General features: G+C 64.5%; 8 protein-coding genes and 2 pseudogenes. 3 read left to right on the top strand and 7 right to left on the bottom strand.

Annotated features, from left to right (window positions below):
• Window positions 1-7 precede the first annotated feature (7 nt).
• The 4 genes from JNJ68_RS10230 to JNJ68_RS10215 all read right to left on the bottom strand — a co-directional run bounded on the left by JNJ68_RS10230 (window position 8) and on the right by JNJ68_RS10215 (window position 6743).
• Complete coding sequence (locus tag JNJ68_RS10230; RefSeq protein WP_294982104.1) at window positions 8-979, bottom strand: glycine betaine ABC transporter substrate-binding protein; 972 nt, start codon at window positions 977-979, stop codon at window positions 8-10.
• Window positions 980-1172: 193 nt separating this feature from the next.
• On the bottom strand, window positions 1173-1928 hold the full coding sequence (locus JNJ68_RS10225; protein WP_294982102.1) for a hypothetical protein: 756 nt from the start codon (window positions 1926-1928) through the stop codon (window positions 1173-1175).
• Between the two features lie 4 nt (window positions 1929-1932).
• On the bottom strand, window positions 1933-4353 hold the full coding sequence (locus JNJ68_RS10220; protein WP_294982100.1) for an FAD-dependent oxidoreductase: 2421 nt from the start codon (window positions 4351-4353) through the stop codon (window positions 1933-1935).
• On the bottom strand, window positions 4350-6743 hold the full coding sequence (locus JNJ68_RS10215; protein ID WP_294982098.1) for an FAD-dependent oxidoreductase: 2394 nt from the start codon (window positions 6741-6743) through the stop codon (window positions 4350-4352). The genes JNJ68_RS10220 and JNJ68_RS10215 overlap by 4 nt, the downstream gene beginning before the upstream one ends.
• A gap of 185 nt (window positions 6744-6928) precedes the next feature.
• Between JNJ68_RS10215 and JNJ68_RS10210 the strand changes: the two genes are divergently transcribed.
• The 3 genes from JNJ68_RS10210 (at window position 6929) to JNJ68_RS10200 (ending at window position 10792) form a co-directional block, all read left to right on the top strand.
• On the top strand, window positions 6929-7849 hold the full coding sequence (locus JNJ68_RS10210; RefSeq protein WP_294982096.1) for a LysR family transcriptional regulator: 921 nt from the start codon (window positions 6929-6931) through the stop codon (window positions 7847-7849).
• 100 nt (window positions 7850-7949) lie between these two features.
• Entirely contained in the window at window positions 7950-9470 is a 1521-nt protein-coding gene (locus tag JNJ68_RS10205; protein ID WP_294982094.1) for a trimethylamine methyltransferase family protein, read from the top strand.
• Window positions 9467-10792 (top strand): aspartate aminotransferase family protein, encoded by a 1326-nt coding sequence (locus tag JNJ68_RS10200; RefSeq protein ID WP_294982092.1) that lies wholly within the window; start codon window positions 9467-9469, stop codon window positions 10790-10792. The genes JNJ68_RS10205 and JNJ68_RS10200 overlap by 4 nt, the downstream gene beginning before the upstream one ends.
• Here the strand turns inward: JNJ68_RS10200 and JNJ68_RS10195 are convergent.
• The 3 genes and pseudogenes from JNJ68_RS10195 to JNJ68_RS10185 all read right to left on the bottom strand — a co-directional run.
• The gene (locus tag JNJ68_RS10195) at window positions 10770-11033 is read right to left on the bottom strand and encodes a hypothetical protein (protein WP_294982090.1); all 264 of its coding nucleotides are present in this window, start codon (window positions 11031-11033) and stop codon (window positions 10770-10772) included. The genes JNJ68_RS10200 and JNJ68_RS10195 overlap by 23 nt on opposite strands.
• Window positions 11034-11464: 431 nt before the next feature.
• Window positions 11465-12136, bottom strand: a pseudogene (locus JNJ68_RS10190) (N,N-dimethylformamidase beta subunit family domain-containing protein); the annotation flags it as partial.
• A gap of 68 nt (window positions 12137-12204) precedes the next feature.
• Window positions 12205-12633 (bottom strand): annotated as a pseudogene (locus JNJ68_RS10185) (DDE-type integrase/transposase/recombinase); the annotation flags it as partial.
• Window positions 12634-12770 lie beyond the last annotated feature (137 nt).

Below are 12770 nucleotides of genomic sequence, written 5' to 3'. Positions count from 1 at the left end.
TCGAACGTCACTGGGCCATCCATTGCGCGATCAGGTCGGGATGGGCCTTGACCCATTCATCGGCGACCTCGGCAGGCTCCTTGCCGTTCACGATCGCCAGCGACCAGGCGTTCACGTCCTCGGCCGAAAGCTGGATGTTCTTCAGCAGCGCCACGGCCTGCGGCTGGCGGTCGGCGAGGGTGCTGGACCAGCTGATATGCACGGTCGTGTCGGCATAGGCCGAAGCGACATGCGACTTGGCCATCCAGTCCGGATCGTCGGCAGGCTGCACCATGACGAAATCGCCATCGTCGTGCGCGGGTTCCTGCAGAAGCGCGATGTCATAGGTCGCGAAGTTCTGGTGCGGGCCGTAGCAGTATCCGACCCAAGGCTTGCCCGCCTTGGCCGCCGCATCGAGGCTTGCGGTCGCCACAGCCTCGTCGGTGGATTGCAGTTCGAAGAAATCGGCAAAACCGTAGTCGCGGGCGCGGATCGTCTCGATATTGGTCGACTGCCAGCCTTGCGGGCCGATCCAGATTTCGCCCTTGCCGTCGCCATTGGTGTCGAACAGCTTGGCATTCTCGGGATTGGCCAGATCGAACACCGACTTGATGCCATACTGGTCCATGGTGACCTTGGTCACGCAATAGCCCTGCACGGCGGGGAAGAACTTGTCGCCGATGGTGACGCTCTTTTCCTCATCGGCATATTTTTGCGCCAGACCCGACTGGTTGGGCAGCCAGGTCTCGGTCCAGACGTCGATCTCGCCCGTGCCGCGGCCCATCGCTTCCCAGATCACCGGGACGGCGGTCGTGGTGGCCATCTCGACATCAAGGCCCAGACCCTCTTCCAGAATCGCCTTGACCGCATAGGCGGTGGCGCGGCCCGAGGCATAGTTCGGATCGGGAATGACGATATCGGCGGCCAAGGCGCTCGCGGGAGCAAATAGGGGAGAGAAGGCGGCGGCAAGAAGCGCGGTCGATTTGACGGGGAATTGCATGCTGTGTCTCCGGGCTGAGATTGATGACAGCGAAATGCTGGCACGCCAGCGCGCAGGGCGTATCGGGGAATCCGCAAAATTAGTGAAACTAATGAATAGCATATCTCGGCTTCATGCGTCGGGCATGCCGCAGCTTTCGGCGCGGGCTGCCAGGCCCCGCGCAGACCGGGAGAGCGTTGCGGTCGGGGGAAGGTCAGACCGTCAGGGCAACCGAGCGCAACCTTTCGTAGAACGGCCGATGATGGGCCAGATAATCTTTCATCCGCGGCTGAGCCGCGGCCATTTCATCGAATTGCGCCTGTAGGGCAACGGTCTCATCCGCGTCGATCGGGCGGATCGAGGTCGAGGCCATAACATCGGCATGCCAGCCACTGACCTGTTCCCAGTCCTTGGGCTTCTGCTTCTGCCAGTCGAAGGCCACTTCGGAATATGGCAGTCCCAACCTGGCCCACAGCGCCGCCATTGCGACCCTTGGGTTGCGGCGGATATCCTCGGCCGTGATCACCGACGGTGCCGGGCCGCGTTCGGCCAGCGCCTGATACTGCAACCATTGCGCTTCAAGCCCGATCTCGTCCAGCGTCACGTCGGGGTCGAGCTTGAAATAGGACAGGATCGCCGCCAGCGGATCGCGGATCAGGAAGCAGTTAACCAGCCGCGCCGCGAAACCCGCATCCGACAGGATATGCGGCATGACGTAATAGCTCATATCCTTAATGAAGACCGGGCGCGCCTTGGCGCGAACCAGCAGCTGGTCGCGGATCGCGCTGTAGCTGACCGGGTGGCCCGGCTGCACCTTGAAATGCGGCATGACGCGGATCTGCCGCGCGACATAGTAGTCATACATGAACGGCTCATGCGCACAGTCCAAGTCGCCGCGCTCGCGCATCACCCGCTCCATCGCGGTCGACATGGACCGCGGATGCGACCAGAGCGCGTAGATCGGGTTCATGCTGTCAACCTCCGCTGGGCCGGTCTTTCAGCCGGGTATTGTCGGGATCAAAGGGTGGCCGGTCCAGCACGGTTGCGGCACGGCGCTGGCCAAGCACCTCTACCGTCAGCCCGTCGCGGGCTTCGCGGTCGCGCAGATAGGCCAGGGCCAGGGTCTTGCCGGTGCGGTGGCCGTAGGCGGCCGAGGTAACCACGCCGACGCAGCGGTCGCCCTGCCAGATGCTGTGCGAGAAATAGGGATCGACATCGGCCGTCGCGATTTCGATCTGCACCAGGTCCCAACGCCTGGGATCGTCCATGCGGCGCAACAAGGCCTCTCGCCCAATGAAATCGTGATCGGGCTTGATCAGAAAGCCCATGCCGGTTTCGGCCGGACTGCGTTCGGTGGTGAAATCGCTGCCCCAGGCGGGGTAGCCCTTTTCGATGCGCATCGCATTCATCGCATAGGCGCCAAAGAGGCCTAGCCCGTGCGGCTTGCCCGCCAATTCGAGCGCCAGAAACAGATCGGCGGTGCGGTCTGCAGGCGCGTGAAGTTCCCAGCCCAGCTCTCCGACATAGGAGAGCCGCAGAGCCCGGACGGGAATGCCGGCGACCGTGGTCAGGCGGACCGACATCCAAGAACCAAGGTCGTCAGGGGTCAGGGATTGCAGGATCTGCCGCGCGGCGGGGCCCATGAGCCCGAGGATGCTGATGGCGTCGGAAACCCGGGTGATGGTCACCTCGAAGCCCGCGGACCTTGCCCGCAAGAGATCGTCGTCACGCTGTTCGGCGCCGGCGGCCGAGGTCAGGTAGAAATGGCTGTCCGACAGGCAGGCGACGGTAAATTCCGATTCCGTGCCGCCGGCGGGCGACAGGGCATGGGTCAGGCCGATGCGCCCGGCGCGGGGGGCGAGATTGGCGCCAAGCGCATCAATGAAGGCGCGGGCGCCGGAGCCGGTCACCTCGAATTTCGATAAGACCGACATGTCCGCCAGGCCAGCGGCCGTCGTGACGGTCTGGCATTCGCTGGCGACCCGATCGAACCAGTTGGCGCGGCGAAAGCTGGGGATCGCCACGTCGCCCGGATGGTCCGAGAACCAGTTAGGCCTCTCCCAGCCGTTCACCGTGCCCATGACCGCGCCGCGGTCGAGCATCAGCCGGTGCAGCGGCGTCAGGCGTTTGCCGCGGGCCGCGGGACGTTCTTCGTAAGGGTAATGCACGCCGAATTGCAGGCCGAAACACTCGATCGCCTTGGCAACGCGGTAGTCTCGGTCGGCCCAGCTGCCGAAGCGGCGGCTGTCGACGGCAAGCGCATCCATCGGCGGCGCGCCATGCGTCATCCAATGCGCCAGGAACCAACCCGAGCCGCCGCCCTCCATCACGCCCATGGAAGATCCGGTCAAGAGCCAGGCATCGGGCAGGCCATGCGCCGGGCCGATCAGCGGATTGGCGTCGGGGGTGAAGGTGATCGGCCCGTTGACCACCGATTTGACGCCGCCGGTTTCCAGGGCCGGGATACGCGCCATGGCGGCCATCAGGATATGCTCGACTCGATCAAGATCGGGCGGCATCAGTTCGGCGCCGAAGTCGGGCGGCACGCCATCGACCGACCAGACCTGCGCCTCTTTCTCATACGGCCCCAGGATCAGCGCATCGCGTTCCTGCCGGACATACCAGCTTTCCTCGGGGTCGCGGATCATCGGCAGTTCCGGCAGGCCGGCGGCGATGCGTGCGGCCACGACCGGGACGGTGTCGGTGACCAGATACTGGTGGAGGACCGGCACCGAGGGGATGTTCAGCCCCATCATGTGGCCAATCTCCCAGCCCCAGGTGCCGGCGGCATTGACAATATGCTGCGCGCGGATCGTGCCCTGTGCCGTTTCCACCCGCCAATGGCCGGCCTCGCGCAAGATCGACAGGACCGGGTTGTGCCGCAGGATCGTCGCGCCGTTCTGCCGCGCCACCCTGGCCATCGCATTGGTCGCGAGCGTCGGGTCGACATGGCCGTCATCGGGTTCGTAGATGCCGCCCAAGATGCCCTCGGTCCGCGCCAGCGGATGCAACGCCGCGACCTCTTCGGGGCTTTTCAGCAGTTGCAGGTCATAGCCGGTGAAGCGGCTGAGGCCCGCGACATGGGCGAACTCGTCCATCCGGTCGGGGTTCGAGGTGATCCGCATCGCGCCTGAGCGGTGAAAGCCGCAGGTATCGCCCGTTTCGGCCGGCAGGATGTCGCGGTAGAGTCGCACCGAGGTGGCGCGCAGTTCCTGGATGGTCGGGTTATGGGCGAAATGGGTGCACAGGCCTGCGGCATGCCAGGTAGAGCCATGGGTCAGGTCGTTCTTCTCGGTCAGCACCAGATCGGTCCAGCCGGTCTTGGCCAGATGGTACAACAGCGACACACCCATGGCGCCGCCGCCGATGATCAGAACCCGCGCCTCGGTCTTCATGCTTTCATCCGTTCGCCAGTGGGATCGAAGGCCGGCCGCGCCAGCACCTGTGCGGGGCACAGCCGCCCCGCCACCTCGACCTGAAATTGCCGCGCGCCACTCTGGGCCAGCGTCTCGCCCGGCGCGATGTCGATCATCGCCAACGCGAGTGTAAGCCCTGTCCGCACCCCGCGCGCGCCCGAGGTGGTCAGGCCGACAACCTTGCCGCCTTCGCGCACCAGTTCGTCATGCAGGATCAGGGGATCGCCCTCGATCTGCAACGTGATCAGCCGGCGGAGCAGCCCCACGGCACGCTGTGCGGCAAGCGCGGGCTTGCCAAGGAAATCCTTGCCCCAGTCCACCGTAAAGCCCAGCCCGGCCTCAAGCGGCGTGATCTCGGGGCCAAGGTCGTGGCCCATATGGCGAAAACCCTTTTCAATACGGCAGCCGTCCAGAGCGTAATGCCCCATCGGCCGCGCGCCCGCCGCTTCCAGCGCGTCGAACAGGGTGCCCGCCCCTGCGGTGGACACCGACAATTCCCACCCCAGTTCGCCCACGAAGCTTACTCGCGTTGCGGTGCAGGCGACACCGGCCACCGCAACCTCGCGCCCGGTCGAGAAGGGGAAGGCCCGCCAGTCATCGGGCGAGAGCCCGGCAAGCAGGGCGCGCGACCCCGCGCCCATCACGCCGATCACGCATTCGGCCTCGGTCATGTCCTGAATGGCCACCTGCATCCCGCGCGCATGCCGGCGCAGCCAGGCCACATCGCGCGACCGCGTCGCGGCGCCCGAGGTCAGGCGGAAACGGTCCACGGCCCGACGCAGGATCGTCACGTCGGCCTCGATCCCGCCGCGGGCATTCAGAAGCGGCGTGTAGACGGCGCGGCCGGGCACCACGTCGAGATCGGCACAGGCGAGATGCTGCAAGAGCGCCAGCGCTTCGGGGCCGGAAATGTCAATCTTGGTGAAGGGCGACAAGTCCAGAAGCACCGTGCCCGCCTGCATTTCGGCCGCTTCGCGCGCGGCGATCGGATACCAGGGCTGCGCGCCCACTGCATAGGGCAGGTCCCGTTCGCCCGCATCGCGCGCATACCAAAGCCCGCGCTCCCACCCCGCCGTCAGGCCGAAATGCGCGCCGGCCCGCGCCCAGCGGTCATGCAAGGCCGACTTCCGCAAGCCACGGCCCGATTTCGATTGCTTGAACGGCCAGTGCAGCGCGAAGACATCGGCCACCGCCTCGTCCATCCGCGCCTCGACATGGGCGGCGGCGGCGGCCAGCGGATCGACGCGGGCGATGTCGACTTCCCACAGGTCCAACGGCGCATGACCTTCGGCGATCCAGTCGGCCAACACACGCCCGACCCCGGCCGAGGACATGACGCCGACAGAATTCATCCCCGCAGCAACGTAAAGCCCGTCCACCTCGGGCGTTTCACCGATCAGAGGGCGGCTGTCGACGGTGAAGCTTTCCGGCCCGTTCATGAAATGCGCGATGCCCGCGCGTTCCAATGCCGGGATCAGCGCCAGACCCGCTTCCATGAAGGGCGCGAACTGGTCCCAGTCCTCGGGCATTTCCAGGAAGGGGCGGTCACCCTCAGGGCCGAACGGGTTCCAGACCTTGGCATGTGGCTCGAACCCGCCCAGAACCAGCTTGCCGGCATCGCCCTTGATGTAGATGCCGCGGTCCAGGTCGCGGATCACCGGGAAAGGGTTCGGCAGGCCGTGCAAGGGTTCGGTCACGATATACATGTGGTTGACCGCCTGCAGCGGCAGGGCCACCCCCGCCGCATCGGCCAGCCGCTTGGACCAGGCTCCGGCACAGAGCGCCACGGCATCGGCGCAGATCTCGGTGCCATCGGCCAGCGCCACGCCGACGGCACGACCGGCCCTAATCAGGATCCGGGTGACCGAGACGCCCTCGCGGATCACGGCGCCGGCCTGGCTGGCGGCGCGCGCATAGGCCATGCACAGATCGACCGGGTTCACATTCGCATCCTCGGCGACCGCCATGGCGCCGACGATGCCGTCGAGGTTCAGCCCCGCCACCGAGACCCCTTCGGGCCCGGTGATGTTGGGCGTCAGGCCGAAATGCCGGCCCAGGCTTGCAATCCGCTGCAATTCGTCCATCCGCGCCGGATCGCGCGCCAGCCAGTAGCCGCCCGTACGGCGATAGCCGGTGGACATGCCGGTCTCGGCCTCAAGTTGCGGAAACAGCGTGCCGGCATACATCGCGATCTTGGTCATGTTGGGCGTCGCGCGCAGTGGCCCGACGATGCCGGCGGCGTGCCAGCTGGTGCCCGAGGTCAGCTGGTTACGCTCCAAAAGCTCGACCGTTTGCCCGGGTTTGCGGGTCAGGTGATAGGCAAGCCCAAGGCCGATTGCCCCGCCGCCGATGATGAGTGTCTTGTGCATGCGCCCTTCCGATCGCTTGCAGGCAGTGAAGCGCGGGCGGGCGGACGGGGGCAATGTTTGACAGGGAACATTAGAAATACTAATGATAACTATCGAAAGAACGCCAGGCTTCGCCGAAACCCCACTGAAAACTGATGTCAAACCCCAAGTCCGACCTTGATCTGAACCTATATCGCGCCGTGGAAGTGTTCATGGCCGTGGCTGAGATGCGGCAGGTCACGGCGGCGGCAACGGCGCTTGGCATCACGCAATCGGCGGCCTCGCAGCATCTGAAGAACCTGGAAACCGCCTTCAACGTCTCGCTTTTCGACCGCAGCACGCGTCCTATCTCGTTGACCTTCGCGGGTGAGACCTTCCAGCGCCACGGCTTCCGCATGCTGAATCTGGTCGAGGATCTGCGCCGCGATATTCACCATCTGGCCGCGTCATCCCTGCCAGTGCTGCGGGTGGCGATGCTGGCCTCGATCGCGACGACGCTGACTCCGGGCCTGTACGATCTGGTCGAGCACCGGTTCCGCGTGCCCGAACTGATCCTGAGCGCGGGGCTGGCCAGCGACCATCAGGTGGCGCTGAACGACCGGCGGATTGACATTGCGGTGACGTCCGAACTGATCCAGCTGACCACGGACTATGAGGTGATCCCGATCCTGGACGAGCCGTTTTTCCTTGTTCTTCCCGTGGATTACGATGGCCCGGTCGATGACGTGCATGCGCTGTCCGAACGGCTTTCGCTGGTGCGGTTCGGCGCCTCGACGCCGGTTGGCCGGCGCACGGACCAGCAATTGCAGCGCTGTCGGCTGAACCTTCCGCGCGCGATCGAGGCAGATCGCTCGTCGATGGTCATGGCGGGCGTGATCACCGGAAAATGCTTTGCCATCCTGACCCCGTCGCTGCTAATCGACGGGGTGGCGGAAGGCATGGCGCTGCGGCTGGCCCCGCTGCCCTTCGCCGAATTCAGGCGCACGATCAAGCTGGTCTGCCGGCGCGACGATCTGGGCGAGATGCCGATGCAGATCGCGCGCGAATGCCGCGACATCCTGCAGCGCGCCTTCCGCCATCGCTTTCCAGATCAGGTCGATCAGGTGCTCTTTCACGAAATTGGCTAATCCGCTTCATTAGGATTTCCGATAGTAGTAAATTCCCCTGTCCAGCGGCGGCGTGATCCTCCTAACCTTCCCCGGGAGGCAAGTTGGGTGATCGAGAGCCATGAACGAAAGACGGGGACGATCAGCGCGGATGATGGCGCGGGCCGAGAGGTCGGCCTTGGCCAGCCCCTTCGTGACGCGGCGCATCGGCATCGTCAGCCTGATCGACGAAGAGGCGCTGTGGATCATCGAGCGCAATGCCGACCGCATCTTGGACGAGATCGGGATGGAGTTTCGCGGCGATCCCGAGACGCTGGAGATTTTCCGTAAGCACGGCGCTCGCGTCGACGGCGAGCGGGTGCGCTTTGATCCCGGCTGGTGCCGCGACAAGATCCGCAATGCCCCGCGCATCTTCACGCAGCATGCGCGCAATGCCGCCCGCTCGGTCCAGATCGGCGGCGATGCGCAGGTCTTCTGCCCCAGCTTCGGCCCGCCCTTCGTGCATGACATCGAGAAAGGCCGCCGCTACGCCACGTTTGAGGATTTCAAGGCGATCACCAAGCTGCATTATTCGCTTGCCGCCGTGAACCATTCCGGCGGGGTGGTAGTCGAGCCGGTGGACCTGCCAGTGCCGGTGCGCCACCTCCATATGGCGCACGCCCATCTGACCCATTCCGACAAGCCCTTCATGGGCGCCGTCACCGCGCCGGAACGTGCCCGGGACACGATCGAAATGTGCAAACTGGCCATGGGCACGGGCTTCGTCGAAGAGAATTGCGTGCTTTATTCGGTCGTCAATACCAATGCGCCGCTGGTGATGGACGAGACCATGCTCTGGGCGCTGAAGGAATACGCCAAGTCAGGGCAATGCACCGTCGTTTCGCCTTTCGTCCTGGGCGGCGCGATGAGCCCGGTCTCGGTCGCGGCGACGTTGGCGCAGGTTCTGGCCGAGGTGATGGCCTGCGTCTCGCTGATCCAGCTGATCCGCCCCGGCGCCCCGGCGGTCTTCGGTACGTTCTTCTCGCCACTCAGCCTGCGCACGGGCGCGCCCACTTTCGGAACGCCCGAGGGCACCCAATTCCAGATGTGCGCCAAGACGCTGGCCGACCGGCTGGGCCTGCCCTTCCATTCTGTGGGAGCGCTGACCGCCTCGAAAGTACCCGATGCGCAGGCGGGCTATGAAAGCCAGTCGCAGTTAATGGGGGCGGTCTTGGCGGGCGTGAATTTCGTCATCCATGCGACGGGCTGTCTGGAAGGACTGCTGACCACCGGCTACGAGAAGATCGTGATGGATGCCGACCGCTGTGCGGCTTTGCAGCGCTTTGTGCAGGGTATCGACTTTTCAGAGGCCGCGCAGGCGATGGACGCCTTCGCCGAGATCGGTCCCGGCGGTCATTTCCTGGGCGCGCGCCACACGCAAGAACATTTCGAAACCGCGTTCTGGCTGGGCGACATGTCAGACAACGGCACCTACGAGCAATGGGTCGCCGAAGGTGGGATGTGGGAGCATGAGCGGGCCAGCCAGAAAGTGCGCAGGCTGCTGAACGAATACGAGGCTCCGCAGATGGATATCGCGGTGCGCGAGGCGCTGAACGATTTCGTCGCGCGCAGGACAAAAGAGATTACCGGAGACAAGGCATGACGATGAAAACCGTTTGGGACTTGCAGGCCACCGCCGCGCGGCGCGACCGCTATTACGCCGCCAGCCAAAAGAAATTCGTTCCATTCAAGGAGCCGATGGTCTTCCGCCGCGGCGAGATGCAGTATCTCTGGGATGTTGAGGGGCGCAAGTATACCGACCTTCTAGGGATGAATGTCTGCATCTCGGTCGGCCATTCGCATCCCAAGGTCGTGGGTGCCGCCGTGGCGCAGGCGCAGGAACTGACCCATTGCACGACGATGTTCTACCATCCCGTTCCGGCGCATCTGGCCGAGGAGTTGGCGGCGACCATGCCAAAGGGGCCGGAGGGCGATGTGGAGTGGGTGGTGCACTTCACCAATTCCGGCTCGGAAGCCGTCGATCTGGCCTTGGCCATGGCGCGGGGCTATACTGGCAATCTTGACGTTCTGGCGTTGCGCACGGCATATCACGGGCCGACCTCGGCCGCGCAATCGGTGACCGGCATCTCGGGCTGGCGCCATCCTGGAATGCCCGGCAACGTAGCCTTCGTGCCCGAGCCGAACCAGTATCGCGGCATTTTCGGCGAGAACGTCGGTGCCGCGCCCTATCTGGACGAGATCGAGCGCACAATCGCCACCGCCACCACCGAGCGCGTGGCCGGGATCATCGTCGAAAGCATACAGGGTTATGGCGGCATCATCGAGATGCCCAGGGGCTATATGTCCGGCGCGGCAGAACGCATCCGCGCGGCGGGCGGGCTTTACATCGCCGACGAGGTGCAGTCAGGTTTCGGCCGCACGGGCGCGCATATGTGGGGCTTCGAGGCCGATGGGGTAATGCCCGATATCGTCGTTATGGCCAAAGGCATATCAAACGGCTTCCCACTGGGTGCCGTGGTGGCAAGGCGCGAGGTTGCTGCACCAATGGCCGAGAAGTTCATGTTCCATACCTATGGCGCCAATCCCACCTCCTGCGCGGCCGGACGTGCCGTTCTGCAAGTGCTGGCCGAGGACCGGATGCAAGAGAATGCGCGAAAGGTGGGCGGGGCGCTGTTGGCGCGCCTGCAAGACCTGCAGTCTCGCCACGCCGCCATCGGCGATGTGCGCGGGCGTGGGCTGATGCTGGCGATCGAGATGGTCAAGGACCGCAAGACCAAAGAACCCGACGAGGCGACGACCAGCGCCGTCTTCGAGGCATGCCGCGAAGCCGGACTGATCCTGTCGAAATCGGGGCCGCATCGGTCTTGCCTGCGGATGGTGCCACCGATGTGCCTTTCCATGACCGACGTCGAGGTGGTCGCCGAAGGGATTGACCGCGCCATCAGGAGTGTCGCCGCAGCGTGACCTCGGCAATGCGCCATTTCCACAATATGACCGCGCCGGACGGGCCGGCAGGCGTCGCGCAGTAACGCGACAGTTCCGTCCGGCCAGCGCTTTCCCGCAGCTGGTCGAGGAAACGGACGAGCGCGGAAAGAAGAAGCCTCCGAAGCAGATTTTCCCTCGCTTTCACCAACTCGACGTGGTGCGCAAGCTGCTGGCCGACGCAGAGGCCTTTGGCGCCGGGCGGCGGTACCTGATCCAGCACTCAGCAGGCTCTGGCAACGGGAGGCGAAGGGAACCGGGATCGGAGTTCGCACTGGTGCGAGATAAAATCATTTATGGACAGATGCTTACAAGCTGTTCACCGTAACGGCACAGGCAAAAGGTCCAGAGAATAAAGGGCCAGAGAGAAGGCATCCGGGCCTCCTGACGGTAGTGCCAGTGCTCAGCCCCATCCGCATAACCCCCGAAAACAACGGGAAAGTCCTGCCGCAGCCGGATCGGGAGAACGCTTTCGCGAGGGCAACTGGCGGAGGGGATGGGCCTGAAATCCAACCTTCTCCAACCGTGAGGCGGCTAGATGGCGCACGTCGAGCCTCCTTGGTGATCACCATCGAATTGGAAATGTCGCACCGAAACTGAGAAAAGGGGGCGACAGTGCTGCCGCCCCAGGAGAGGGAACTAGCCGGAGGTAAGCTAGCGCCACTGCTTCTGTTCCAAGGTCCAGTTGGAGCCCGGAAGCGGTCCGTCCTTGATAAAGGCCTCGACCACATTGGCCAGGACCTTCGCCGCGCTGTTGTTGAAACCGTTAGCCGGGAGAGCCTGGCCGTAGCCGATGGACCCGGTGCAGAACACGGCCCCGTTGTTCGGGGCGGTGAAGTAGGTCATGTCCCCCCGGATGCGGTAGTCGAGCGAGCCGACAAGCCCGGCATAGGCGTAGAGCAGTTCCTCAGTGACCAGGACATAGTTGTCCGAATGTCCACCCGTCGCCGCGATGATCTTGGTGTGCGGCGGCGTGCCGAGCGACAGGTCGTATCGGTCCAGTTCAATTCCACCCGCGGCCCCATAGGCAAGGCCCTGGTTGCCGATGATTTCCCCTTCCACCCCGTCGGTGATCCAGGACACGGTCCGGTGCCAGGCATCGGGCATCTTGCGGTAGGGCGAGGCGGTTTCGAACCCCTCGCCGATGAACCCGACGCCCGTCAGCTTCTGGGGCGCGCGCCCGCGGTTCCGCCACAACCCGCTCTTTTCGCCGGTAGTCTGAAGGTAATGCTCGCCAGGTTTCGCCGCCCAGGCGCGCATGCCAGAGTCAAGCTTGCGGACCTCCATGCAGGCGGGATTGTCGCGCGAGAAGCTGACGACCCAGTAATAGCCGTTCCCGCGGTGCTGTCAGACGAATGCGAACTCGTCTCCGTTACCCCTACCCCGTCCTGGTATCAGGCATCGAGAAGGCCGCGCCACTCAGCGAGAGCGGCGGCGCGGGTCATCTTGTAGGCGTCGCGATCTTGGAGATGGCGCTCCGTTGGGAAGTGGTTGTGGACCGAGGCATGGACTGAAGCGAACTTCTGCAACGTGTGCATGCGCCGGAACCGCAACATTGCCCGCTCTCGTCGTCGGAACGGCAGGTGAGAGTTTTTCGCCCTGTTGTTGAGCCAGCGTCCCATCTCGCGGTCATCCCCGCGGCCGAGCTCTTTTAGCGCAGCGCCGTAGGACCGAAGCTCGTCAGTCACGATCGTTTCTGGCCGACCGTGCCGCTTCATCGATTTCTTCAGGAATTTGAGAGCTGCCTTGCGATCCCGCGTCCTGGTGACGATGCTTTCCAGCACTTCACCCTCATGATCGACAGCCCGCCAAAGGTAGTGTGAACCGCGCCGGGTTTACCGGAGGCTGATTTCGGTTAGTTACGCGGCCATGGCTGAGTCTTCCAGAGCTGCGTAGAAGTTGGCCTCGGCTTCTGTCGGCGGGATGTTCCCGATGGGCTCGAGCAGGCGGCGGGTGTTGA

The sequence above is a fragment of the Tabrizicola sp. genome, assembly GCF_016793705.1.
Lineage (GTDB): Bacteria > Pseudomonadota > Alphaproteobacteria > Rhodobacterales > Rhodobacteraceae > Tabrizicola.
The sequence above is the reverse complement of the archived record's forward strand: the minus strand, read 5'-3'. Positions and strand labels throughout refer to the sequence as shown.

What these genes read in the sequence shown, in the direction of transcription:
- JNJ68_RS10215 (WP_294982098.1), bottom strand. Translation starts at nt 6,743, where the DNA reads ATGCACAAGACACTCATCATCGGCGGCGGGGCAATCGGCCTTGGGCTT.
- JNJ68_RS10225 (WP_294982102.1), bottom strand. Translation starts at nt 1,928, where the DNA reads ATGAACCCGATCTACGCGCTCTGGTCGCATCCGCGGTCCATGTCGACC.
- JNJ68_RS10205 (WP_294982094.1), top strand. Translation starts at nt 7,950, where the DNA reads ATGAACGAAAGACGGGGACGATCAGCGCGGATGATGGCGCGGGCCGAG.
- JNJ68_RS10200 (WP_294982092.1), top strand. Translation starts at nt 9,467, where the DNA reads ATGACGATGAAAACCGTTTGGGACTTGCAGGCCACCGCCGCGCGGCGC.
- JNJ68_RS10230 (WP_294982104.1), bottom strand. Translation starts at nt 979, where the DNA reads ATGCAATTCCCCGTCAAATCGACCGCGCTTCTTGCCGCCGCCTTCTCT.
- JNJ68_RS10220 (WP_294982100.1), bottom strand. Translation starts at nt 4,353, where the DNA reads ATGAAGACCGAGGCGCGGGTTCTGATCATCGGCGGCGGCGCCATGGGT.